General features: G+C 31.0%; 25 protein-coding genes. 6 read left to right on the top strand and 19 right to left on the bottom strand.

Annotated elements, in window-relative coordinates; translation table 11 throughout:
* Positions 1–11: 11 nt before the first annotated feature.
* The 6 genes from ccsB to B2G86_RS02710 all read right to left on the bottom strand — a co-directional run bounded on the left by ccsB (position 12) and on the right by B2G86_RS02710 (position 5551).
* A complete protein-coding gene (gene ccsB, locus B2G86_RS02735) occupies positions 12–1229 on the bottom strand; it encodes a c-type cytochrome biogenesis protein CcsB (RefSeq protein WP_078356610.1) in 1218 nt (405 codons plus the stop codon).
* Entirely contained in the window at positions 1222–2865 is a 1644-nt protein-coding gene (gene resB, locus B2G86_RS02730; protein WP_078356609.1) for a cytochrome c biogenesis protein ResB, read from the bottom strand. Before resB ends, ccsB begins: the two co-directional genes overlap by 8 nt.
* A 13-nt stretch (positions 2866–2878) precedes the next feature.
* Complete coding sequence (gene resA, locus B2G86_RS02725) at positions 2879–3415, bottom strand: thiol-disulfide oxidoreductase ResA (RefSeq protein ID WP_078356608.1); 537 nt, start codon at positions 3413–3415, stop codon at positions 2879–2881.
* A 117-nt stretch (positions 3416–3532) separates the two neighbouring features.
* Positions 3533–4270 carry a pseudouridine synthase gene (locus tag B2G86_RS02720; RefSeq protein ID WP_078356607.1) on the bottom strand — a complete coding sequence of 246 codons (738 nt, stop codon included), beginning with the start codon at positions 4268–4270 and terminating at the stop codon, positions 3533–3535.
* 2 nt (positions 4271–4272) lie between these two features.
* Complete coding sequence (gene scpB, locus B2G86_RS02715; protein WP_078356606.1) at positions 4273–4830, bottom strand: SMC-Scp complex subunit ScpB; 558 nt, start codon at positions 4828–4830, stop codon at positions 4273–4275.
* Positions 4817–5551 carry a segregation and condensation protein A gene (locus B2G86_RS02710; RefSeq protein WP_078356605.1) on the bottom strand — a complete coding sequence of 245 codons (735 nt, stop codon included), beginning with the start codon at positions 5549–5551 and terminating at the stop codon, positions 4817–4819. The genes scpB and B2G86_RS02710 overlap by 14 nt, the downstream gene beginning before the upstream one ends.
* Before the next feature lie 97 nt (positions 5552–5648).
* Here B2G86_RS02710 and B2G86_RS02705 point away from each other — a divergent pair, with 97 nt between their 5' ends.
* Positions 5649–6152 (top strand): DUF309 domain-containing protein, encoded by a 504-nt coding sequence (locus B2G86_RS02705; protein ID WP_078356604.1) that lies wholly within the window; start codon positions 5649–5651, stop codon positions 6150–6152.
* An 89-nt stretch (positions 6153–6241) separates the two neighbouring features.
* Here B2G86_RS02705 and xerD read toward each other — a convergent pair whose 3' ends face one another.
* From xerD to B2G86_RS02690, 3 genes are all read right to left on the bottom strand, one after another.
* Positions 6242–7153, bottom strand: a complete 912-nt coding sequence (gene xerD, locus B2G86_RS02700; RefSeq protein WP_078356603.1) for a site-specific tyrosine recombinase XerD — start codon at positions 7151–7153, stop codon at positions 6242–6244.
* A gap of 94 nt (positions 7154–7247) precedes the next feature.
* Positions 7248–7688, bottom strand: coding sequence for a ferric iron uptake transcriptional regulator (gene fur, locus B2G86_RS02695; protein ID WP_016912376.1), 441 nt, complete (start codon positions 7686–7688; stop codon positions 7248–7250).
* 100 nt (positions 7689–7788) lie between these two features.
* Complete coding sequence (locus B2G86_RS02690; RefSeq protein WP_078356602.1) at positions 7789–8331, bottom strand: NUDIX hydrolase; 543 nt, start codon at positions 8329–8331, stop codon at positions 7789–7791.
* Positions 8332–8407: 76 nt separating this feature from the next.
* Between B2G86_RS02690 and B2G86_RS02685 the strand changes: the two genes are divergently transcribed.
* Complete coding sequence (locus B2G86_RS02685; protein ID WP_078356601.1) at positions 8408–9319, top strand: aldo/keto reductase; 912 nt, start codon at positions 8408–8410, stop codon at positions 9317–9319.
* Between the two features lie 59 nt (positions 9320–9378).
* On the opposite strand, the gene B2G86_RS02680 is transcribed toward B2G86_RS02685, so the two are convergent.
* Positions 9379–10143, bottom strand: coding sequence for an SDR family NAD(P)-dependent oxidoreductase (locus B2G86_RS02680; protein ID WP_241837732.1), 765 nt, complete (start codon positions 10141–10143; stop codon positions 9379–9381).
* Positions 10144–10273: 130 nt separating this feature from the next.
* On the opposite strand from B2G86_RS02680, the gene proC reads away from it, so the two are divergent.
* On the top strand, positions 10274–11089 hold the full coding sequence (gene proC, locus B2G86_RS02675; RefSeq protein WP_078356599.1) for a pyrroline-5-carboxylate reductase: 816 nt from the start codon (positions 10274–10276) through the stop codon (positions 11087–11089).
* 107 nt (positions 11090–11196) lie between these two features.
* Here proC and rnz read toward each other — a convergent pair whose 3' ends face one another.
* The gene (gene rnz, locus B2G86_RS02670; RefSeq protein ID WP_078356598.1) at positions 11197–12114 is read right to left on the bottom strand and encodes a ribonuclease Z; all 918 of its coding nucleotides are present in this window, start codon (positions 12112–12114) and stop codon (positions 11197–11199) included.
* Between the two features lie 194 nt (positions 12115–12308).
* On the opposite strand from rnz, the gene zwf reads away from it, so the two are divergent.
* Positions 12309–13793, top strand: coding sequence for a glucose-6-phosphate dehydrogenase (zwf, locus tag B2G86_RS02665; protein WP_078356597.1), 1485 nt, complete (start codon positions 12309–12311; stop codon positions 13791–13793).
* 28 nt (positions 13794–13821) lie between these two features.
* A complete protein-coding gene (locus B2G86_RS02660; RefSeq protein ID WP_078356596.1) occupies positions 13822–14682 on the top strand; it encodes an effector binding domain-containing protein in 861 nt (286 codons plus the stop codon).
* 412 nt (positions 14683–15094) lie between these two features.
* Here B2G86_RS02660 and gndA read toward each other — a convergent pair whose 3' ends face one another.
* A complete protein-coding gene (gene gndA / locus B2G86_RS02655) occupies positions 15095–16498 on the bottom strand; it encodes an NADP-dependent phosphogluconate dehydrogenase (RefSeq protein WP_078356595.1) in 1404 nt (467 codons plus the stop codon).
* A 110-nt stretch (positions 16499–16608) separates the two neighbouring features.
* On the bottom strand, positions 16609–17724 hold the full coding sequence (locus B2G86_RS02650) for a M20/M25/M40 family metallo-hydrolase (protein WP_078356594.1): 1116 nt from the start codon (positions 17722–17724) through the stop codon (positions 16609–16611).
* A gap of 95 nt (positions 17725–17819) precedes the next feature.
* Here B2G86_RS02650 and prli42 point away from each other — a divergent pair, with 95 nt between their 5' ends.
* Positions 17820–17921, top strand: a complete 102-nt coding sequence (gene prli42 / locus B2G86_RS13280) for a stressosome-associated protein Prli42 (protein ID WP_157946502.1) — start codon at positions 17820–17822, stop codon at positions 17919–17921.
* A 106-nt stretch (positions 17922–18027) separates the two neighbouring features.
* Here the strand turns inward: prli42 and B2G86_RS02645 are convergent, their stop codons facing one another.
* The 6 genes from B2G86_RS02645 to lpdA form a co-directional block, all read right to left on the bottom strand.
* Positions 18028–18993 carry an aromatic acid exporter family protein gene (locus tag B2G86_RS02645; protein ID WP_078356593.1) on the bottom strand — a complete coding sequence of 322 codons (966 nt, stop codon included), beginning with the start codon at positions 18991–18993 and terminating at the stop codon, positions 18028–18030.
* Between the two features lie 18 nt (positions 18994–19011).
* Positions 19012–19449: a BrxA/BrxB family bacilliredoxin gene (locus tag B2G86_RS02640; protein WP_078356592.1), complete on the bottom strand. Its 438-nt coding sequence runs from the start codon at positions 19447–19449 to the stop codon at positions 19012–19014.
* Positions 19450–19523: 74 nt separating this feature from the next.
* Positions 19524–20804 (bottom strand): dihydrolipoamide acetyltransferase family protein, encoded by a 1281-nt coding sequence (locus B2G86_RS02635; protein ID WP_078356591.1) that lies wholly within the window; start codon positions 20802–20804, stop codon positions 19524–19526.
* Between the two features lie 11 nt (positions 20805–20815).
* Positions 20816–21799 carry an alpha-ketoacid dehydrogenase subunit beta gene (locus tag B2G86_RS02630; RefSeq protein WP_078356590.1) on the bottom strand — a complete coding sequence of 328 codons (984 nt, stop codon included), beginning with the start codon at positions 21797–21799 and terminating at the stop codon, positions 20816–20818.
* Positions 21792–22790 (bottom strand): thiamine pyrophosphate-dependent dehydrogenase E1 component subunit alpha, encoded by a 999-nt coding sequence (locus tag B2G86_RS02625; RefSeq protein ID WP_078356589.1) that lies wholly within the window; start codon positions 22788–22790, stop codon positions 21792–21794. The genes B2G86_RS02630 and B2G86_RS02625 overlap by 8 nt, the downstream gene beginning before the upstream one ends.
* Before the next feature lie 14 nt (positions 22791–22804).
* Complete coding sequence (gene lpdA / locus B2G86_RS02620; RefSeq protein ID WP_078356588.1) at positions 22805–24217, bottom strand: dihydrolipoyl dehydrogenase; 1413 nt, start codon at positions 24215–24217, stop codon at positions 22805–22807.
* Positions 24218–24221 lie beyond the last annotated feature (4 nt).

Genomic DNA, 24221 nt, shown 5'->3' with positions numbered 1-24221 from the left:
TCTAGCAATTTTTAAGCATAAGAATGTAAACCAGCTACAATTAAGTTAACTGCAATAACATTAAATAGGATAATTGCAAGACCACCAACAGCTAACCATGCTGATTTGCGACCTTCCCAACCTTTACCTAATCTTAAGTGTAGGAATATCGCATAGTACAAGAATGTGATGAGTGCCCATACTTCTTTAGGATCCCATCCCCAATATCTACTCCATGCCATTTGAGCCCATATGCTCGCGAATAAAATACCACCCAGAGCAAATAAAGGAAATCCTATTATAACTGCTCGATATCCTATTTCATCCATTAAGGATAGATTGACTTTTTTCGTCAATGGTTTCATTAGACTGAACAATGTTTTTCCTTTTAAAATCAATCTCAGTATACCATACAAAATAGAACCAATCACAATTGACCATATTACTGTATTGAGTTTCTGAGCATTGATTACGGCTGGTAATTCAATTTTAATCCAGCTCAATATATCATTTCTTTCAATTGGTTCATAATCACTTCCTGAAACATGATCAACAAGCAAGCTGTCTTGCTGTGTCACAAATGCAGGTAAATGGTAATGTTGTACAGAATTACTGTCGTTTTTATCAATAAAGAAGAATGTGTCATCATATCCAACAATATCTTTCATGATTACAGTTGTTAAAATAAAACCTATAATGATTACAACGAAATACATAATCACTTCAACAAAGAAGCTATGTATCGTTTTTTCTTTTGGATCAACTGCTGCAAATAAATATATTAAACCAGCAACACAACTAATAGATAATATACCGTAAGAAATCGTTACTGTGATTACATGTATTGCTAACCAACTAGATTGTAATGCAGGTATTAATGGTGATACATCTCTAGAAAACATACTTGCATATGCAATTAGTAACATTGCAATTGGTAGTACGAATAGTGCAAGAATTGGTGTTTTGTAAATTGAATAAATAACAAGGAATCCTCCTACCATCATGATTCCAAACATCGTTAAAAATTCATACATATTACTAACTGGTGCATGACCAGCAGCAATCCATCTCGTAATAAAGTAAATAATTTGTAATACGAAACCAACAACTGTTAAAATAATTCCAATTTTTTCAGCTCTTTTTTTAGATGAACGAACTGAAAAAGAAAATGGCACAATTGCTATTAAATATAGTATAAATGCCGAATATAAACTAATATTACTAATATTTAAAAATAAATCTTTATCCATTATTTGCCTCCTTGCTTTCGTGAATATCTTCTTTTGTATCTTTGATATGTGAAATTTGATGTTTATCTAATACTTGATTGATCTCTTTACTAAATCCATAGTAATTCTTATTTGTATGGGCTGCAATATTAAATTCACCATTGTCACTATTAATCCAAATACGTCTGTGATTAATATATGAACCAACTGCTAGGCCAATTAAGAAAATGACAAATCCAGTAAATAATATTGGTAATGTTAAATCTTTTTTAACTGCTAACACAGTTGCCCATTGATTCGTAGCATTAGCGAACTTCACATCATATTGATTGCCTTTTGATATATCTTCTGATTCTTTAATTCTCAAGAAACTAAATTCAGGTTTCTCACCCTTTTTAGTAACTTCAAACACAAAAGCAGGATTATTTGGATTTGGTGATTTAGTAGCTAATACACCATTTTCTATTTTTTCATAGTCTGGTGCATAACTTCTTAATTTTACTGTTAAATCATCAGTAAGTTTATATTCCTTTTTAGGACTTTCCAAATTAACAGTAAATGATTCACCTAAAGATTTTCCGTCTTTCGTTTTTAAGTTAAAAGTCATATCTTTTAATAAAGAATTATCAAAGCTACTTTGATAAAATTGCAAATTGTCATATGTTAATGGATGATTTACTTTTATAGAATCTGTAGCTACTTCTTTTAAGTTTGCTTTCGAACCTATAACATCTTGTTGATCATTCTTGTATAACGTAGCTTTAGTCTCATAATTTTTAGCAATTTTATTTAAACTTGGATCGATTGATTCCGCATTTGTATTAGATTGAGACTTTTGATCATACTCTTCGTATATAAAGTCATTGTTTTTTATATAATATGCTCTATCAGTTCCAGGAACAGGTTTAGTTTCACCTTCTTTAACATAAACCATTTCATCTAAATAAAAGCCTGGTAAAAATCTAAGCATAGCACCAAATAACAATATAATAAGTCCTGTATGATTAATGTAAGGACCATATCTAGATAAGCGACCTTTTTCAAGTAACAAATGATTGTCTTCTTGTTTTACTTTGTATCTTTTTTCTTTAAATGATTTACCAATACTATCTAAGTCAACTTCACTTCTAGTAGACATGTTTAATCTTTGACGTTTATAAAATGTGCTGTGTTTTTTTGTTCTTTGATTTTTCAAAGACTTATGTAATGGTATACCTCTATCTATACTAGATGTAATAATTGAAAAGGCAACTAAGCCAAGTAAAATTAAAAACCACCATGAAGTATATAAATTATGAAATCCTAATTTGTAGTATAACAATCCTAACGATCCGTAATGTTCATAATAATATTGTTCTGGATTAACATTCATAGGAATGAAATATTCTTGCGGGAATATAGTACCTATTGATGCTGCTACAACAGTTATTATAAGTAATGTAACCCCAGTTTTAATTGAAGCAAAGAAATTCCAGACACGATCTAAAATTGTTCTATTCTTAGTCTTTGAACGTATTGCTTGGCCATCATAACGCATAACGTCAGTTGTTTTTTTCTTATCGTAGTCGTCATTTATTAAACGACCACAGTTTAAGCAGAGTTGAGTACCTTCAGGGTTTTTATGCCCACACTCACAAATAATTTGCTTGTTACTCACCTTAAATCCCCCTCTATTTCACTTTGACCATTTCCATTTCTTTGATGATTTGTTTTTTAGAAAGTTCACCAGTATGCTTAGACTTAACTTTACCATCTTTATCAACAGTAATAGTTGTAGGTAATGGGTTTACTCCATATGCATCAGTGACCAAATTATCATTATCCATCGCAACATTAAATGATGGTGTTTCTTTTAATGAACTTAAATATTGTTTAATTTGTTGTGGATTATTTCTTACATGTATAGCAATGACTTCTACGCCGTTATCTTTATAGTTTTGGTATTGTCTTTCAAGTTCAGGCATTTCGCGTTTACAAGGTTCACACCATGTTCCCCAGAAGTTTATTAATACGCCTTTTCCACGAAAATCTTTTAAGTTAACTTTTTTTCCATCAACAGTTTCAAGTTCAAATAGAGGAGCCTCATCTCCTACTTGAGCAATTTTATCATTATCTTTAGTAAGGCTAGACCATACTGTAAATATAATTGCGAGAAGAATAACCGCCGTAATAACAATTTGGAGTATAGTCTTCTGTTTTTTCTTCATTTATTATTATCCTCCCTAACACAATAAAAAAACCATACATGTAAAATGTTATGGTGTTTTGTATAGTATATCATGACTAAAAAGCAGATTAGTGGCATTATTGTGAACGTTTACAGTTTATTTACCGTCTTGTGCTAAATGTCTTAATACTTTTATTTCATGTGGTGACATTGTTCTACCTTGACCTGCATTTAACCCTTTTAAATTTAAAGGTCCATATTCAACTCGTGATAGTTTTACAACTTCATGTCCAAAGTGACTAAACATTCTTCTAACTTGTCGATTTCTACCTTCAGTAATCGTAATTTCAACATGTGTTACATTGCGTTCTTTATCCTGACTTTTCACTTTAACGATTGCTGGTTGTGTTAAACCATCTTCAAGTTGTATCCCTTTTTCTAGTTGTTTAACTTCTTCTCTCAATAAATAGCCTTTTAATTTCGCTACATATTTTTTTTGAATTTTATAACGAGGATGTGTCATTAAATTAGTGAATTCCCCATCATTTGTTAAAATTAGTAATCCAGAAGTATCATAATCTAAACGACCAACAGGAAAAATTCTTGCTTTAATTTCTTTGAAAAAATCTGTTACAACTGTTCTACCTTTATCATCAGATACGCTTGTGATTACTTTTGTTGGTTTATGGAATAATATATATAATTTATCAGGCATTTCTAAAGGAATACCTTCAACTTCTATATAATCTGAATCTCTCACTTTAGTACCTAGTTCTTTAACTTGTTTATGATTGACATATACAAGTCCTTCTTCGATTAATTTTTCAGCTTTTCTACGTGAAGTATATCCACTTTTTGCGATTACTTTTTGTAATCTTTCTAATTCTTCGCTCATATTTATTGCTCCTCATTATTTTGTTTTTCATTCATGCTACTAAAAAACAAATCCATTTCTTCTTGTTCATTTTCTTCGTTCGTTGATTTAGGTAAATCGTCTAAAGAAGTAAGACCAAAAACATTTAAAAAGTAATCAGTTGTATAAAGTAATTGACTTCTAGATTGTTCATTATGTTTTGATTCTACTACACCTTTAGCAATTAATGTTTTTACAGAAGCGTCGGAATTCACGCCTCTAATTACTTCAATATCACTTCTTGTAACAGGTTGATTATATGCAATAATTGATAAAGTTTCTAAAGCTGCTTGCGATAACTTAGTATTCATATTGTCTATCATTAACTTTTCAAGATATGCATGCATAACTGGTTTAGCAGTTAAAATACACTTGTTACCATAAAATATAATTTGCAATGTTTCTCTTTCATATTCAGCGGCTAAATCTTTCAATTGTGATGGTGTAATTTCCAGCAATTCGCATAATTGGTTTGTTTCAATTCCTTCATCACCTAATGAATATAATAATCCTTCTAATAATCCTAATTTACTCACTGACATAGTTCACGCCTCGATTTATAGTTATTTCTCCAAATTGATATTGTTGAAAAACATCAATTTGTCTTAATTTCATCATTTCTAATATTGCTAAAAACATTGTTACTAAAACATTTGTATTCAAATCAGGTGGTAAAGTTTCGAAAAAATTAAAACTTTTACAACGCGAGAGTTGATCTTTAACATTTGCAGTAGCCATCTCAATTGTATAACTATCTTCACTCACAGTTACATGCTGTGGTTTATTAAATCTCTGTCTTCTCTTTGTTCGTTGATATGCAATAATTAAATCCGTCATATCTAAATCTAATGGTGCACGTTTATCGTGTACCGCTTCAAATTTGGACAAATCTGCAGGTTTTTTAATAAATATATGTTCTCTATCATTCTTTTTAACATTTAACAATTCTGCATATTCTTTATAATTTTGATATTCTATTAACTGTTTAACTAAATCTTCCCTTGGATCATCTTCAAATTCATCAATGTCAGAAGGTTGTGTAGGCAATAATAATTTACTTTTTATCATTAACAATTCTGATGCCATAACTAAATACTCACTTGCCACATTAATTTCTAATATCTTCATTTGATGTATATAACTTAAATATTGTTCTGTAAGTTCCTTCATTGGTATATCATAAATATCAATTTCGTATTTCTGTATTAAATGAAGTAATAAATCCAAAGGTCCTTCAAAGGCATCAAGTTTTACTTCATACATTTAAAACTTCCTCATTTCTATTCCTTTTACGTGCATAAACCTAAAAATTATTATACCATGATTACATATAAAGATTCTATGCTAAGAGGGATTTAAAATGGAAACACAAGTTATGTCATTTCATTATCATTTCCATGTCTTAAGACATTACTTTGAATGTCACGATATTTTAGAAGAACATTGGAAAGAATATGAGAATTTTAGTAAAAACGACTCAATAGTTAGTTTAATATTATTTTCTACTGCTTGTTATCACTATAGACGTGGAAATATTACTGGCGCACTTAAAACATATAAAAAATCTTTGCAAAACGCAGAGGCTAATGATGAATTTCACCACTTAGGTATTGAAAAGACACCTTATGTATCAATTATTAAGTCGCAAATCATGCGAATTGATCAAGGTAAAGTATATCGCAATATACAGCTTCCATTAACTAAAGCATGTTACCAAGCTTTAGAAAGTACTTATGATGACTTTGATTTTAACTATAATAAAGATGTATCAGATTATATTAAGCATCATCATCTGCTTCGTGACCGTACGGAAGTTATAGAAAGCAGAAATTCAGCTTACAACCAACGTCATTCTAAACTATAAATAACCAATAAACAAATCCCCACACTATTGCAAAAGTTAATAGAACAGCTAATGTTCTATATTTTTTCGTTTCATTATTTTGTGATTTATTATTCTTCATGCTTAATCTCCTTTTTTGCTCTCGGATGGTAATTCAAGTACATATCTCTTATTTGTTTTTTAGAAATATGTGTGTAGAGCTGAGTTGTTGAAATGTCAGAGTGTCCTAACATTTCTTGAACAGCTCTAAGGTCTGCTCCATTTTCTAACAAATGTGTTGCAAACGAATGCCGTAAAGTATGTGGCGTTAAAGTTTTAGTAATACCTTTTTCAAATCCGATTTTTTTTAATATTTTCCAAAATCCTTGACGAGTTAAAGCTGTACCTCTAGCATTTAAAAATAATACATCTGTTATTTGTTTCTTCAATAAATTCGGTCTCACTTCTTGTATATAACGTTTCAACACAGCCATTAAATGATCACCAAGAGGTACAATTCTTTCTTTATTCCCTTTACCAAATACTCTTATAAAACCCATTGTCAAATTTACATCTTCTACTTTTAATTGAATGAGCTCTGTTACCCTTACGCCTGTACCATATAGTAATTCAAGCATTGCTCTATCACGTTCGTCTCTCTCGTTTGTGATATGCGTAAATGTAAGTAACTGGTTAACTTCTTCTTCACTTAAGACATCTGGAAGTTTTTGTTCGTATTTCGGTGTTTCAATAAGAATTGTTGGATCTTTTACAGCATACTTTTCTCTAATTGCAAACTGGTGAAAGCTTCTTATAGTAGCTGCTAATCTAGCAATTGTTTTAGAAGATTTTCCTTCTTCTTTTAAATGAGCAAAATATTTTTGAATAACAATACGGTCTATATTATCAATGTGACTAACTTTATGCTCATTTATATATTTATTATATTGTGTTAAATCTCGTTTATAAGATTGAATTGTATTTTGACTTAACCCTTTTTCTAATCTTATAAAATCTATGAATTCATTTATGATTTGATCCATATACTCACCTCGTTATTGTCACTATTTTACCATAAAAAAAGACATCACTAAAATCAGTATGTAACTTCTTTTAGTAACGTCAAAATATATAGATTTATTCTTCACGACATCTATGACAAACACCATGGAAAGTCAATCGATGGTCCAAAATTTTAAAGTTAAATTCTTTCTCAACACGACGTTCAACGTCTTCTAATAAATCTTCTTCAATTTCATCAACTGCTCCACATTCCATACATACCATATGATGATGGAAATGTTTTGCACCTTCTTTTCTCAAATCAAATCTTGCAACGCCATCACCAAAGTTAATTTTATCAACTACTTTTAGTTCAGCTAAAAGTTCAAGTGTTCGATAAACAGTTGCTAATCCAATCTCAGGTGCCTTATCTTTAACTTTTAAGTAAACATCTTCCGCACTTAAATGATCGGCTTCATTCTCAAGTAGTACTCTAACTGTCGCTTCTCTTTGCGGCGTTAGTTTGTAGGAAGCTTTGTGTAATTGTTCTTTCACACGTTGTATACGTTCTTCCAACTTGACACCTTCTTTCTTAAATAAAATCATTATCAATTAGAATTGTATTCGTATACTAAAATACCAATAATATGATTAAAAAGCAAGAGAAAATGCCCTTTTATTTAGAATGATTATAATTTAGTAATAAGTATTGAAATGCGATCATTGTCTTAGCATCTTCAATCTCTTGTGACAATAAAAGTGATTTAATTTTTTCTACTGGTATTTTACTTAAGTGTAGAAATTCGTCTTCGTCTAAATTAACTTTTCCTTCCGTTAAATCTTTAGCGATATATATACTCACTTTTTCGTTACAAAATCCTGGGCACCCATAAACTTCACCTATAAGTTCTAATTTATCAGCTATATAACCTGTTTCTTCTTCTAATTCACGTAAAGCAGCACTTTCTCTTTCTTCTCCAACTTCTAATTTACCGGCTGGTATTTCAATCAAAGTTTTCTCCATAGCTTTTCTAAACTGCTCTACAACAATAACTTCATTTTCTGGTGTTATTGCTAGTACTGAAACTGCCCCATTATGTAAAACAATTTCACGTTCACTTGTTTTACCATTTGGTAATTTAACTTTATGCTTTTCAAGGTTGATAATTCTTCCATTATATATATTTTCTTTCGATATCGTTTCTTCTGTTAATTTCATTCAAGTGCCCCTCTTTTCATTTAAATAATTTATCTGCTAAACTTAATATATAAAGTGTAGCGAAAGGAGCTTCAATATGCAAAAAAATATATTAAAAAGTGGCATTGAAATTTCAGAAGTTGGCTTAGGTTGTATGAGTTTAGGCACAGATTCAAATCATGCTGAAACAATTATAGATGAAGCCATTCAACAAGGTATCACTTATTTTGATACAGCAGACTTATATGATTTCGGTGAAAATGAAAAAATAGTAGGAAAAATTTTAAAGAAATATCAAGATCAAAATGGTATTGTTATAGGTTCGAAAGTTGGAAATCATTTTAACAAAGAAACAAAAGAACACTTTTGGGATCCTTCTAAAGAGCATATAATGAATAGCATTAAAGCATCATTACAAAGATTAAACATTGAACAATTAGATTTATATATGTTACATGGTGGTACAATTGAAGATAATAAAGACGAATCAATCGAAGCATTTGAAAGATTGAAAGAAGAAGGTTTAATTAAAGCATATGGTATTTCTTCTATCCGACCAAACGTCATTGATTATTATTTAGAAAATAGTAATATTGAGTCAATCATGATGCAATTTAGTCTTTTAGATAATAGACCAGAAGATTTATTAGAAAAAATAGATCAACATGATGTAAAAATATTAGCGAGAGGCCCAGTATCCAAAGGTTTATTAACAGGCAAATCCACTGAAATACTAAATAAAAAATTCAAAGATGGTTTATTAGAATACAATTATAATGATCTTTCAGACACGATTTCTCAGCTCAATAAAGAATATGATAATTTGTCAGCAGTCACTTTCAATTATTTGAAGTCTTTCAATGCACTCGGGTCAATTATTACAGGTGCAAGCTCACCAGATCAACTTAAAGATAGTATTCAAAACTATAACCAATCATTAACAGAAAAAGAAATCAAACATGCAAGAGCAATCGTTAAGAATCTAGAGTATACAAATCACTTATCATAAAATTTAAGACAAACAAAACACGCTCAATCCAAATTCATTTATTTTGGATTGAGCGTGTTTTATATTTTTTTGCTTAAAAACCCTTTTTTAAATATCTTTTCGAATGTTCTTGGCGCTAATTGATAAAATCTCAAACCAAAATCCATCCACTGTGGTTCATTAATTTCTATTTTCTTTTTTATCATTCCTCTAACAATATTTTCTGCTAATTCATCGACATCAAGTTGAATATTTTTTGTAAGTTTTTGAAATGTTCCTGTAGGATCCGCTTTTAAATGAAATTGAGACTTAAATGGACCCGGATGAACTGTTAGAACATGCAAATCTTCTCTTTCTAATCTAAGTGCGTTCGTAAAACTACTTAAAGCTGCTTTAGATGCCGCATAATGACTTCCGTATGGCGTTGTTACCTTTGCAGAAATAGACGAAATGTTCACTATTGAGGAACCTCTTTTTAAATTAGGCATAATTTTATTTATTAAAATAATAAGATTTATGAGGTTGATATTATATATTTCCTTAATTTCTTCAGTAGTATGCGCTTCGTTTGATTTAAAATAACCTAACCCTGCATTATTAATAATGCCATCATATTTTATATTTTCTGATACTATAAAAGATTCAATTTGAGTTAAATCATTCATATTTAGTATATATACATCTAATATATTTTTATATTTAGCTTTTAACTTATTTGCTTTTTCTTTGTTTCTAACAATTATTGATACATATGCTCCATGTTTATTGAGAGCTTGAATTATATTTTCTCCTAATGAACCCGTTGCTCCTGTTAGCATATAATGTTTACCTAGCAATACAATCATCCTTTTTTGCTTATTATATTTAATGTATCACAAATTTTTCTAACTGCTAAATTATATACAAGCACTTTTGACATAAGTTTTAATTACTTTATAATTAAAATGAATTCTTATGGAAGTGAGTGGTTTTATTATGAAAATAGTTTTTTATGGATCTGGTAATATGGCAAATGCAATTTTTACAGGAATAGTAAACAGTAAATCAATTGAGCCTGAAAATATTTTTTTAACAAACAAATCTAATCTGGAAAAATTAGAAGGTTATCATGACACATTAGGCGTGAGTTATAGCTATGATGATGAAGAATTATTAAAAGATGCTGATTATGTTTTCTTAAGTACTAAGCCTTATGACTTTTTAAAATTAGCTGAACGTATTAAACCTTACATCACAAAAGACAACAAATTCATTTCAATTATGGCTGGTTTACCAATTAGTTATATTAGAGAGAATTTGCAAGTTGAAAATCCAATAGCACGAATTATGCCGAATACAAATGCACACGTTGGGCATTCTGTTACAGGAATTAGCTTCTCAACTAACTTTGGTCCAAATTCTAAACAAGAAGTATTAACGCTTATCGAAGCATTTGGTACTGCTTTAGAAGTAAAAGAAGACCATTTACATCAAGTAACTGCCATTACAGGTAGTGGTCCTGCATTTCTATACCACGTATTTGAACAATATGTAAATGCTGGTACTAAACTTGGTATCGAACAATCACAAGTTGAAGAGTCTATAAAAGAATTAATTATTGGTACAGGTAAAATGATCGAACGTTCAGATTTAAAAATGGATCAATTACGTAAAAACATTACATCTAAAGGTGGTACAACACAAGCAGGATTAAATGCTTTAAGTAATCATGATATCGAAGCTGTTTTCTTAGATTGTTTGAATGCTGCTGTAAAAAGAAGTATCGAGCTTGCTGAAGCTGAAGAAGATTAATAAAAAAGATGAAAGTATCAATACGATACTTTCATCTTTTTTTCGATTAAGCCTAATCTGTTTTTATCTCAATAGTTATTACTACATATTTATAGAAGACTTCTTATTTATATTTGAAAATGATCATAATCTTTTACAAAGTAAAATTCTTGATCTGTATTTTTTATTAAGGATTGTTCTATTTCTTTTATATCTTCTAGTTCATATCGATTAGATAAATGTGTGAACAATCCTTTTTTAACGTTTTCATCTCTCATTAATTGAAATACATCATCAATATGACTATGAAAATAAGAATTAGCTAAATTTTTATCGCCTTCTATATATGTCGTTTCATGCACTATTACGTCTGCATCTTTAGCTAGAATTAGTTCATTTTGACAAGGCATAGTATCTCCAAATATCGTGATAACTTTACCTTTCTTCTTTGGTCCCTTGAAATCTTTTGATTGATAAGTTTGATTATTATATTCGAATGTTTCATTAGCTTTAACTTCTTGATATTTTGGGCCAGGTTCAATACCTAAAGCCTTAAGCTTTTCTACATCTAATTTACCTTCTATGTCTGGTGCTGTAATTCTATAACCAACAGATAAAATACCATGCTTTAAAGGCAAAGCTTGAATATGAAAACTATCTACATTTAATTCAGTTTCTGTATTAAACTCATTTACTGTAATTTGATAATTTAAATTTGATTGTGATATTTCTAGAGCCGTATGAATAAATTTTGCAATTCCTTTTGGCCCTATTATCGTTAACGGTTTATCTTTACCACCTTGGAAGGAACGACTCGTTAATAATCCAGGTAATCCAAATATATGATCACCATGTAAGTGCGTTATAAATATGTGACTTACCTTACCCAGCTTTATGCCTGTATGCAATATTCTGTGCTGAGTTGCTTCTCCTACATCAAATAACCAAATTTGATTTTCATGTGGAAGGCAATTAAAGGCAATAGATTGTGTATTTCTTTCTTTAGTCGGTAGTCCGGCACTTGTGCCTAAAAATGTTAGTTCCATCGTCTTCCTCCTTACGAAATTATTATAACATGTTCTTAACTGCGATTTATAAAAATACATAAATAAACCTGTTATTATACAAATTACTGAATAAATTGAAAATTAACAGTTTAAATTGAAGAATATCAATTAGTAACATGTTATAATAAATGATATTGTAAATAGCAACAAAGTTAGAGAATCGAGGTAAATAAATGACAACCGAAACTAAAAATATCCCATGTTTAATTACAATATTTGGGGCAACAGGTGATTTAAGTCATCGTAAATTATTCCCATCTATTTTTCATTTATATCAACAAAACCAACTAGATGACCACATTGCAATTATTGGTGTTGGACGAAGAGATTGGTCTACTGAAAAATTCAGAAATGAAATTAAAATTTCAGTAGAAAAGCATGTTCAAGATACAGATAAATTAGATGAATTTATGGAACATGTATTTTATCAATCACATGATGTGAGTGACCCTTCTAGTTATGAAGCGTTATTAACTTTTTCAAATGAATTAAATTCTAAATATCAATTAGAAGGCAATAGATTATTTTATCTAGCTATGGCACCTCAATTTTTCGGAACTGTAACTGACTTCTTAAAATCATCTGGCTTAACTGAGACTGACGGTTTCAAAAGATTAATTATAGAAAAACCTTTTGGTACTGATTTAGCATCTGCAGAAGAATTAAATATACAAATAAGACGATCATTTAAAGAAGAAGAAATATATAGAATAGACCACTACTTAGGCAAAGATATGGTTCAGAACATTGAAGTGTTAAGATTTGCTAATGCTATGTTTGAACCATTATGGAATAATAAATACATTTCAAACGTACAAGTAACTTCATCTGAAATTTTAGGTGTCGAAGATCGTGGAGGCTATTATGAAAATAGTGGCGCACTTAAAGATATGTTCCAAAATCACATGTTACAAATGGTAGCTTTATTAGCAATGGAACCCCCTATTAGTTTAAATAGTGAAGACGTTAGAAATGAAAAAGTAAAAGTTTTACGTTCTATAAGACCTCTAAATGAATCAGAAGTAAAACAAAACTTTGTTAGAGGACAATATGACAAAGGTCAAATTGACGGAGAACAAGTTAAAAGTTATAGAGAAGAAGAGAAAGTGGCTGATGATTCTAACACACCTACTTTCGTTGCAGGTAAATTATTAATCGATAACTTTAGATGGGCTGGCGTACCATTCTTTATTAGAACTGGTAAAAGAATGAAGAAAAAAGGTATTCAAGTTATTGTTGAATTTAAAGAAGTACCTATGAACTTATATTATGACCGTGATTCAGAATTAGAATCAAATTTATTAGTTATCAACATCCAACCTAATGAAGGTTTATCATTACATTTAAATGCTAAAAAACAAGTTCAAGGCATTGAAACTGAACCAGTACAATTATCATATTCAATGAGTGCTCAAGATAAAATGAACACCGTAGATGCATATGAGAATCTAATATTTGATTGTCTTAAAGGCGATGCTACCAACTTCACTCATTGGGAAGAACTAAAAGCTACATGGAAATATGTAGATGTAATACAAAATGTGTGGGACAATGATAAAGCACCATTCCCAAATTATAGAGCTGGCACTAATGGACCAATAAAAAGTCAGCTATTATTGTCTATCGATGGATTTAAATGGTGGGACGATATTAACTAATCTTTCTACCAACAGGAGTGACTGAACATTGGAAGTAATTAAAGTTTTACAGAGAGCGATTGTGTACATAGAAGACCATTTACTGAGCAATATTGATTTGCAAACTTTAAGTGAACATGTAGACAAATCACCATTTCATTTGAATCAAACATTTACAATGGTGATTGGTATGACGCCTATTGAATATCAAAATGCGAGAAAAATGACAGAAGCGGCTTTTGATATACTTGGTGGTCACTCAAGAATACTAGATATTGCACTTAAGTATGGCTATAAAGACGCTAACACTTTCGCACATGATTATAATGAATATCATGGTATAAGTCCTTTACAAACAAAGACACATCAATCTATGTTAAAAATCAAAAAACGTGTATCTATAAAGTTAACAGCAACTGAGACGGAACCTTTAAATTATTCATTACAGTATAAAGATGATTTAAAATTAGTTGGTAAGAATCATCATTATCATTCAAACGAACTAGATAATCATTTTTTAATACCTGATTTATTAGAAATGTTATTAGAAAATAAATATATCGAAGATTTCATTAAATATAATGATGTAAAACCCCATCAATTATTTATTGTTAGAAGACCACTTATAGATGGACTAGAAGTATTTGTGGGTGTTCCTAGTGATCGCTACCCAGGTCATTTAGATAATTATTATTTACCTGGACATCACTTCGCAACATTTAATTTACAAGGTGAATTAGATTTTGTAGTAAGTGAAGCCTGGCACCATATTGAAAATCAATGGCAACTTAAAATGCCCTATTTGCATGATGACTTTTACGTAGAAGTTTACCCATTAGATGTTAACTTTAATCAGGAAATATCAAAAGTACAACTATGGGTTCCAATCGATCATAAAAGATTGAATTAATCAAAATGATAAGTGAAAGCACCTCGTTAATTTAGTTTTTATTATTATTAATTAAATTATACGAAAGTGCTTTTTTGTATAAAAATAATTATTTATCACGATTTTGTAGTGCTGACGCCTGAGGAAATAGTATGCGCGAGAGACTACAGGCTCGAACCATACCCTCTGGCAAATGCACGTACAAAATCAAAAGATTTTATATAAATAGATACTGTTAACGATTTTGTAAAGTGCGGACGCCTGAGGGAATAGTATGCGTGAGAGACTACAGGCTCGAACCATACACTCTGGCAAATGCACGAACAAAATCGAAAGATTTTATAAAAAATAAGCATATCACTGTAAACTTTAAAAAATCAGTTTAGTGATATGCTTATTTATTTTGAGTTAGGAAATATGTTCCAAACTCTATTTATTTAGTCCACTCAGTGTGGAAAATACCTTCTTTATCTTTGCGCTCATAAGTATGTGCACCAAAGTAATCACGTTGTGCTTGAATTAAGTTGGCTGGTAAATCTTCTGATCTATAACTATCGAAATAGTTTACAGCTGAAGAGAAACCTGGTGTTGCAATACCAGCTTTTATAGCTGTTGCTGACACTTCTCTTAATGAACCTTGATATTTAGCAACAATATCATTGAAGTATGGATCTAATAATAAGTTCGTTAAATCTTTATCATTATCATAAGCTTCTTTGATTTTTTGTAAGAATTGAGCACGAATGATACAACCTTCTCTCCAAATCATAGCTAATTCGCCTAATTTCAAGTCCCAGTTATTTGTTTCACTCGCAGTTTTCATTTGAGCAAACCCTTGAGCATAACCACAAATTTTACTCATATAAAGTGCTTGTCTGATTTGTTCTAAGAATGCCTCTTTATCTCCATCGAATTCTGTAACTTCTGGATTAAATGCAGTGCTTGCTTTAACTCTTTCATCTTTAAATGATGAAATAAATCTAGCAAATACTGATTCAGTAATAATAGTCAATGGAATTCCTAATTCTAAAGCATTAATTGAAGTCCATTTACCAGTACCTTTTTGTCCAGCTTTATCCATAATTTTTTCAACTAATGGTGTTCCATCTTCATCTAATTTGTTAAAGATTTCACCAGTAATTTCGATAAGATAACTTTCTAATTCGCCAGTATTCCATGACTTAAATGTTTCTGCAATTTCTTTATGATCCATGTGTAATACACGTTTCATTAAGTCATAACTTTCTGCAATTAATTGCATATCTGCATATTCAATACCGTTATGCACCATTTTCACATAGTGTCCCGCACCATCTGGTCCAACGTATGTCACACATGGTGATCCGTCAGATGCTTTTGCAGAAATACTTTCTAAAATTGGTGCTACCAAATCATAAGCTTCTTTCTGTCCACCAGGCATGATTGAAGGTCCAGTTAATGCACCTTCTTCTCCACCTGAAACGCCAGTACCGATGAAGTTTATTCCACTCTCGTCTAAGAATTGATTTCTACGAATAGTATCTAAATAGTTCGTGTTTCCACCATCAATAAGAATATCGCCTTTATCTAATAATGGTAATAAGCTATCAATCGTTTTATCTGTTGCTTCACCAGCTTTTACCATAAGTAAAATTTTTCTTGGTTTCTCTAATGAATCTACGAATTCTTCAATAGAATAGTTCGGATGTATATTTTTGCCTTTTGATTCTTCAACCATTTGGTCGACTTTTTCTTTAGAACGGTTATATACTGAGACTGAGTAGCCACGTGATTCAATATTCCAAGCCAAGTTTTTACCCATTACAGCTAAACCAACTACGCCTATTTGTTGTGTCATGAAATTAACCTCACTTTTTTTCATTTTCTAGTATATTTTAACATAATTTGAATTGGTTTCGCGTCTTATAGCACCTTAAAATTAAATGAATACGTTTACATTAGTGTTTTTTATGCTAATTCAGATATTGCGACTATTTGCTCTGTAATTTTTTGTAATTCTTCAACTGGCATACGTTCATTTTTAGTATGAATATATTCGTAACCAACACCTAATACTACAGTAGGTATTCCAAATCCACTTATAATATTACCATCTGAACCGCCACCTAATTTTACAAGTTCTGGTTGACGACCTATTTTTTCTGACGCTTTAATAGCTAATTTTACAACTTCATCTTTTTCAGATAAATTAAAGCTTGGGTACATGATTTGTACATTTACTTCAGCAGTACAACCAAATTCTTCTGCTGTTTTTTCAAAAGCTTCTTTCATATGTGATACTTGTTGATTCATTTTTTCGTCATTTAATGATCTAGCTTCTGCAAGTATATATACGTGGTCACTAACGATATTAGTAGCTGTACCACCTTCAAATCTACCAATATTAGCAGTCGTTTCTTCATCAATTCTTCCTAAACTCATATGACTAATAGCTTTAGCAGCAATATTTATTGCAGATACTCCTTTTTCTGGTTCTAATCCAGCATGAGCAGTTTTTCCTTTAATAATTGTTTCAATTTTAGCTTGAGTTGGAGCTGCAACAACTGTTGTTCCAACTTTACCAGGAGCATCAATTGCATAACCAAATTTAGCATTTATGTCTTCAGGGTTTAATGCTTTAGCACCTACTAGTCCTGATTCTTCGCCAACAGTAATGATAAATTCAATATCTCCATGCTTGATATTGTCATCTTGCATAACTTTGATTGCTTCTAATATCGCTGCCAATCCAGCTTTGTCATCTGATCCTAAGATTGTTTCACCCTTTGAATATATATAACCATCTTCACGTAGTTCCGGTTCAATATTATTCCCAGGAGTTACTGTGTCCATATGGCTTGTAAAATAAATTGGAGTTTTGCTACTATCCTGACCTTTTAATTTACATATTAGGTTTCCTGCCCCATAACCCGTTTCAGTTGCTGAATCATCTTCTTTAACTTCTAAACCTAGTTCAGTAAATTTTTGTTTAAGTAAGTCAGCAATTTTTCTTTCATTTTTAGTTTCAGAATCAACTTTTATTAATTCTAAGAATGTATTAAGTAATCTTTCTTCATTGATCATGATGGTCCCTCATTTCATTTATTTAAATATCTCATTAACTAGTGTATAATAGTTAATAAATATATACAAAATTATTGTTCAAAGTGAGGGTTTCCATGCTAAACAAGAAAGTTCGTAAAATAGTCATCATAGTAATGTTAGTAGCAATAGTTGCAGCATTAGTACTATCTGGTGTTTTGCCATTTCTACTATCATAAACTAAAAATAGCGAGATATAATTATCTTTCTCAAAATAAATCACCCAATCCATTGAATTCATTTTCGGATTGGGTGATTTTTTTAAAATATTAACTTATAAACTTACTATTTTTTCAAACTACCAAATTGTGATTTGATTAATAAATATTCCTCAACTTCATTTAATAATTGAATGAGTGCTGCTATACTTTCGAGTTCTTCATGAGTTCTAGGTAAGTCTATAGATTGTAATTTAATTTTTATTTCGTATAAACTATGCAATCTCATTAATGAGTAATCTTTACTTTGAACATTCTGAGAAACATCAAGCATTAATTCACTACATAAATAATGAGCGTGATTACTGTGTTGCATTGATTCAATCAAATTTTTCATGCGTTTCAATAATGAGAGTTGTTCTTGTCTCATATCAAAATAATGATAGTAAGAATTTTCATTTCTAACAAAATGATTTTTAACTTCTCTGAACGCTAATGATTTAGCTTTTTTAATATTTTGAGATACTTGATCAAATGAAGGTGTATTTATTTTTTTGTTAGGGTCTTTTAAGGATTCACTAAATACAAAAGTAATAATAATAAAGTCATCTTCAATTTTTCTTTTATATTGATTGAGTTTATGATCTAAACTAGGCATAAACATATTCATGATTAATGCAATACCGATACCTATAATTAGTAATAAAATTTCATTTATGATTAAGTGAAAATCAATTGTTTTAGCCATGTATAAATGTAAAATTATAACACAACTCGTTACAATTCCTTCTTGAACGCCTACCATAACTGTGACTGGAATAAATAATAAAACCATTATCCCTAATATTATAGGTGTGCTACCTAAATATGTGAAAAATACAGATCCTATCATTATCGCTATGAAACACGCTATAAAACGATATATAGCTGCTTCAAAAGACTTGATCCTTGTATCTTTAATGCAAAGTACAACGAGAATTGCACTTGAAGCGTAATTATCTAATCCTATTAACTGAGAAAGGATGACAGCTAATGTCATCCCTAAGGCAGTCTTTAAAGTTCTATAACCAATTCTATACGGTTTTATTTGCATAGGAAATTAACCAATCCTTTATAATTCTGCACAATGTTCTTCAAATAATGCTTGAATGTTTGTAATAACACTCATTGGATCATGTCCTTCAATTTCATGTCTTTCAATCATTTTAACAATTTTTCCATCTTTAAGAAATGCAAATGATGGACTTGATGGTGGATAACCTTCAAAGTAATCTCTAGCAGTTTCTGTAGCTTCTTTATCTTGACCAGCGAATACTGTAACTAATTGATCAGGTAATTTATCATAGTGTAGTGCGTGTTGAGCTGCTGGTCTAGCTATACCACCTGCACATCCACAAACTGAATTTACCATCACAAATGTTGTTCCTGGTTTATTAAAAGTTTCTTCAACTTCTTCTTTTGATGTTAATTGTTTGTAACCTGCTGATTCAATCTCATTTCGAGCAGAACTGACTACATCATTCATATATAAATTGAAATCCATTTCCATATAAAAAGCCTCCTGTAATAATAGATAAGTCTATTTTACAGGAGAATTAAAGTTAAAACAATGACAAGGTTTCATTAATATATAGAAGTGTTCTCAACAGTCATGCTTTGTATTCTTTCTTTTACATATTTCAAAAATTCACCAGCCATTAAACCATCTAATATTCTATGATCAATTGATAAAGATAAATTGACCATATCGCGTATGCCAATCATATCATTTACAACGACTGGTCTTTTTACTATTGATTCTACTTGTAAAATAGCTGCTTGAGGGTAATTAATAATTCCCATAGAAGAAACAGATCCAAATGAACCTGTATTATTCACAGTGAAAGTTCCACCTTGCATATCTTGAGAAGTGAGTTGATGTTTTCTACCTCTAGTAGCTAAATCATTTATTTCTTTTGCAATACCTTTAATAGATTTATCATCTGCATTTTTAATAACTGGAACGTATAATTTATCTTCACTTGCAACTGCTATAGAAACGTTTATATCTTTATGAATTTTAATTTCATCATTCGCCCAAGTACTATTAAGCATTGGATATTTTTTCAAACCTTCTGCTACAGCTTTAACAAAAAATGCGAAAAATGTTAAATTATAACCTTCATTTTGCTTGAAGGAAGTTTTATGATGCTGTCTTGTTTTAACAAGATCTGTAGCGTCTACTTCAACCATCATCCAAGCATGTGGAATTTCATTAACACTTTGAACCATTTTATTAGCTATTGCTCTTCTTACGCCATTTATAGGAACAGAATCTCCAGGTATATTTGTACTTTCGTTTGATACGTTTTGGAAACTCGCATTGGATACTTCAGTCGTTTTTTCTTCAACATTTTGTTGAGTGTTAGATACATCAACCGTACCATTTTCAATCGCATTTAAAATATCTTTCTTTGTCACTCTACCTAGGTTGCCAGTACCTTTTACATTCTCTAAATTAATGTTGTTTTCACTTGCTAATTTAAATACAACAGGTGAATATTGACCATTATTTAATTTATTATCTGAATTATTTTTGTTAGCAACATTATCTTCTTGATCAGTTTCTGCTACTTGTAAGCTATCATGAACTACTTCAGAAGAACCAACATTTTCATCTGTTGGAATATCGCCTTCTACTTCCATACGACAAATAATAGTCCCAACATCAACAGTTTCGCCTGCTTCGACAACGATTTCTTTAATTGTACCACTATATGTTGAAGGTACTTCAGCTGTAACCTTATCTGTAATCACTTCACATAATGCATCATATTCTTCAATCGTATCTCCGGGTTTAACTAACCATTGTTCGATTGTACCTTCATGAACACTTTCTCCAAGTTTCGGCATCTTTACGTCCATAATTTAACCTCCTAAAATTCAGCTAATGTTCTCATTTTTTGTTCTATTTTCTCTGGATTCATCATAAAGAAGTCTTCCATTGGCGGTGAAAATGGCATAGCTGGTACGTCTGGACCTGCAAGTCTTGCTATTGGCGCATCTAAGTCAAACAAACAGTTTTCAGCTATTATAGCTGAAACTTCACTTATAACACTACCTTCTAAATTGTCTTCTGTAACAACCAATACTTTACCAGTCTTTTTCGCACAATTAATAATAGTTTCTTTATCTAATGGATATATTGAACGTAAATCCACAATTTCAGCATCGATACCTTCTGTTGATAATATTTCAGCTGCTTGAAGTGCATAGTTTACACATAAACCATACGTAAACACTGTAATATCAGATCCTTCTCGTTTAACATCCGCTTTATCTAATGGCACAGTATAGTATTCTTCAGGTACTTCTTCTTTTAATAATCGATAAGCTTTTTTATGTTCAAAATACAATACAGGATCGTTGTCTTCTATTGATGCAAGTAATAGGCCTTTAGCATCATATGGACTTGATGGAATAACAACTCTTAAACCTGGAGTTGAACAAAATATACTTTCAATACTTTGGGAATGATAAAGCGCACCGTGAATTCCTCCACCAAAAGGACTTCTTATCGTAAGCGGACAATCCCAATCATTATTTGATCTATATCTAATTTTTGCAGCTTCATTAATGATTTGATTAGTCGCTGGAACGATATACTCAGCAAATTGAATTTCTGCTACAGGTCTTTTTCCCATCATAGCCGCTCCAATTGAAGCACCCACAATATTAGATTCTGCTAATGGTGAATCTAACACTCTGCCATTACCGTATTTATTATATAGATTTTTAGTAGCACCAAATACGCCACCTTTAAGGCCAACGTCTTCTCCAATTACAAATACATTATTGTCTTTTTCCATTGCTTGGTCCATTGCTTGATTAATTGCATCAAGATAAGATAACTTAGGCATTTTTTTCGCCTCCTTGATCATATACATGTGTTAAAGCTTCTTCAGGTAGTGGATAAGGTGCTTTTTCAGCATTTTTTGTAGCAGTATTTATTTCCTGTTTAATTTCTTCTTCAATTTGATTAAACCACGCATCATTAGCAACTTCATTTTCAACTAAATATTCTTTGAATTTAATCATACAGTCATTTTCTTTTTCAAGTTTCATTTCATCTGAAGGACGATAATTATCATCATCATCTGATGAGTGAGGCGTCAACCTACTACATAGAGCTTCAATCAAGGTTGGTCCTTCACCATTTATTGCACGTTCTCTTGCACGCTTAACAGCTTCATAAACAGCTATTGGGTCATTACCATCAACTTGTTCTCCAAAAGCACCATAACCTGCTGCTCTTGACGACAGGTCATCTGTCGCATATTGCAAGTGACTTGGTACTGAGATAGCGTATTTATTATTTTCAATGATACAAATATAAGGTAATTTATGGACACCTGCAAAATTCATAGCTTCATGAAAATCACCTTGACTCGTACTACCTTCACCAAGAGTCGCAAGAGCAATACTTTTTTTGCCATCCATTTTTAATGACAAACTTGCTCCAACTGCATGCAGCACTTGTGTAGTAACACATGATCCTTGTGTTAGGATATTTAAATCTTTTTTACTGAAGTGTGAAGGCATTTGCTTACCACCACTTGACGTATCACCTTGTTTTGCAAATGCAGCTAACATAGATTCTTCAGCTGAAATACCACGCGCAGTTACTAGAGCTAAATCTCTATAGTAAGGTGCTAATACATCTTCATCTTTCAAAGCAAAATATGTACCAATTTGAGTTGCTTCTTGACCTTGGCAACTAATGACGAATGGCAATTTACCCGCACGGTTTAGTAACCACATTCTTTCGTCAATTTTTCTTCCTAATAACATCCATTTATAAATTTCTTTTAAGTCTTCATGCGTTAATCCGACAGTCTTATAATCTAACATCTAATCTCTCCTCTTTAGACGTGAATAGCACGATTCTCAGATTTTAGTCCTAATTCCATAAGCACTTCTCCTATAGATGGATGTGCATGTACAGTAGTTGCTAATTCTTCAGTTGAGCCATTCATAAATGTAAATAGAGCTGCTTCATTAATCAATTCTGTTACTTTAGCACCAATCATATGAATACCGAGCACTTTTTCATTTTCAATATCTTTAATTAAAATACATTCACCTAATCCATTGTTCTCAATTACAGATTTGCCAATAGCTTTAAATGGCACTTTAAATTTTTTAAAAGAAATGTTTTCATTTTTAGCATCTTGTTCAGTCATGCCAATTGAAGCCACCTCTGGATTTGTATAAATACATCTAGGTATTGTTAAATAGTCTAACAAAATTGGATTTTGATCGAACATATGTTCAATCGCAATTGTCCCTTCTTTTGTTGCAACGTGGGCTAATTGGTAATTACCAATTACATCTCCAACAGCATAAATATGTTTATCATCAGTTTGATAAACATCATTCGTAATTATATAGCCTTTATCATCAGTTTTTATTTTAGTATTGTTTAAGCTAAGCTCTTCAGTGTTTGGTGTTCTACCAACAGCGACCAATACTTTATCAAAGGTTTCGTTACTATCTTGAATCTGAACTTCAACATGATTATCTTGGACAAGAATATTTTCTTCTGACAATGGCAATTTTTCATATATTTTAATACCATTCTCTTCAAATGAGCGTTTAATTGTCTTACTAATTTCTTGTTGCTCATTAGGAATGATAGAATCACCTGCTTCAATGACAGTAACTTCTACTCCTAAATCATTCAATAATGAAGCAAATTCAAGACCAATTACACCACCACCTATAATTAAAATATTATGAGGTAAACTTTCTAATTGCATCATATCGTCACTAGAAATGACTGTATGATGATTAAATTTTAAAAATGGTAATTCAACAGGTCGAGATCCAGTTGCTATAAGCACATTATTGTTCACAAGAAGTTCTGATTCTCCATTTTCAAACTCAACGGAAACTGTTCCAGCTTGAGGTGAAAACAGTGAAGGTCCTAGTATTGTGCCATTCCCTTCATAAATATCTATTTTATATTTCTTCATCAGGCTTTGAACACCACTGTACATAGTTGAAACTGTTTCATCTTTTTTCGCAACGATATCTGTCATTTCAAAATCTGCTGAAGCTGTTTTTATACCATATTCATTCGAATGGTTAATATATCTTAAAATTTCACCTGTTTTTAAATACGATTTCGTCGGAATGCAACCTTTATGCAAACATGTCCCACCAATTTTGTATTTCTCTACTATTGCTACTTTTTTTCCAAGTTGAGAAGCACGTATTGCAGATACATAACCTGCAGTTCCTCCACCAAGAATTACTAAATCATATTCTTTAGACATAGTA

The sequence above is a fragment of the Mammaliicoccus fleurettii genome (assembly GCF_002018435.1).
Classification (GTDB): Bacteria; Bacillota; Bacilli; order Staphylococcales; family Staphylococcaceae; genus Mammaliicoccus; species Mammaliicoccus fleurettii.
The sequence above is the reverse complement of the archived record's forward strand: the minus strand, read 5'-3'. Positions and strand labels throughout refer to the sequence as shown.

What these genes read in the sequence shown, in the direction of transcription:
- rnz (WP_078356598.1), bottom strand. Translation starts at nt 12,114, where the DNA reads ATGGAACTAACATTTTTAGGCACAAGTGCCGGACTACCGACTAAAGAA.
- B2G86_RS02645 (WP_078356593.1), bottom strand. Translation starts at nt 18,993, where the DNA reads ATGCAAATAAAACCGTATAGAATTGGTTATAGAACTTTAAAGACTGCC.
- B2G86_RS02710 (WP_078356605.1), bottom strand. Translation starts at nt 5,551, where the DNA reads ATGTATGAAGTAAAACTTGATGCCTTTGAAGGACCTTTGGATTTATTA.
- B2G86_RS02625 (WP_078356589.1), bottom strand. Translation starts at nt 22,790, where the DNA reads ATGTTAGATTATAAGACTGTCGGATTAACGCATGAAGACTTAAAAGAA.
- ccsB (WP_078356610.1), bottom strand. Translation starts at nt 1,229, where the DNA reads ATGGATAAAGATTTATTTTTAAATATTAGTAATATTAGTTTATATTCG.
- resA (WP_078356608.1), bottom strand. Translation starts at nt 3,415, where the DNA reads ATGAAGAAAAAACAGAAGACTATACTCCAAATTGTTATTACGGCGGTT.
- B2G86_RS02680 (WP_241837732.1), bottom strand. Translation starts at nt 10,143, where the DNA reads ATGATTGTATTGCTAGGTAAACATTATATGCTAACAGGAGCAACGGGT.
- B2G86_RS02685 (WP_078356601.1), top strand. Translation starts at nt 8,408, where the DNA reads ATGCAAAAAAATATATTAAAAAGTGGCATTGAAATTTCAGAAGTTGGC.
- B2G86_RS02630 (WP_078356590.1), bottom strand. Translation starts at nt 21,799, where the DNA reads ATGCCTAAGTTATCTTATCTTGATGCAATTAATCAAGCAATGGACCAA.
- prli42 (WP_157946502.1), top strand. Translation starts at nt 17,820, where the DNA reads ATGCTAAACAAGAAAGTTCGTAAAATAGTCATCATAGTAATGTTAGTA.
- B2G86_RS02720 (WP_078356607.1), bottom strand. Translation starts at nt 4,270, where the DNA reads ATGAGCGAAGAATTAGAAAGATTACAAAAAGTAATCGCAAAAAGTGGA.
- B2G86_RS02690 (WP_078356602.1), bottom strand. Translation starts at nt 8,331, where the DNA reads ATGAAATTAACAGAAGAAACGATATCGAAAGAAAATATATATAATGGA.
- zwf (WP_078356597.1), top strand. Translation starts at nt 12,309, where the DNA reads ATGACAACCGAAACTAAAAATATCCCATGTTTAATTACAATATTTGGG.
- xerD (WP_078356603.1), bottom strand. Translation starts at nt 7,153, where the DNA reads ATGGATCAAATCATAAATGAATTCATAGATTTTATAAGATTAGAAAAA.
- B2G86_RS02640 (WP_078356592.1), bottom strand. Translation starts at nt 19,449, where the DNA reads ATGGAAATGGATTTCAATTTATATATGAATGATGTAGTCAGTTCTGCT.
- B2G86_RS02635 (WP_078356591.1), bottom strand. Translation starts at nt 20,804, where the DNA reads ATGGACGTAAAGATGCCGAAACTTGGAGAAAGTGTTCATGAAGGTACA.
- scpB (WP_078356606.1), bottom strand. Translation starts at nt 4,830, where the DNA reads ATGTCAGTGAGTAAATTAGGATTATTAGAAGGATTATTATATTCATTA.
- B2G86_RS02650 (WP_078356594.1), bottom strand. Translation starts at nt 17,724, where the DNA reads ATGATCAATGAAGAAAGATTACTTAATACATTCTTAGAATTAATAAAA.
- proC (WP_078356599.1), top strand. Translation starts at nt 10,274, where the DNA reads ATGAAAATAGTTTTTTATGGATCTGGTAATATGGCAAATGCAATTTTT.
- B2G86_RS02705 (WP_078356604.1), top strand. Translation starts at nt 5,649, where the DNA reads ATGGAAACACAAGTTATGTCATTTCATTATCATTTCCATGTCTTAAGA.
- gndA (WP_078356595.1), bottom strand. Translation starts at nt 16,498, where the DNA reads ATGACACAACAAATAGGCGTAGTTGGTTTAGCTGTAATGGGTAAAAAC.
- lpdA (WP_078356588.1), bottom strand. Translation starts at nt 24,217, where the DNA reads ATGTCTAAAGAATATGATTTAGTAATTCTTGGTGGAGGAACTGCAGGT.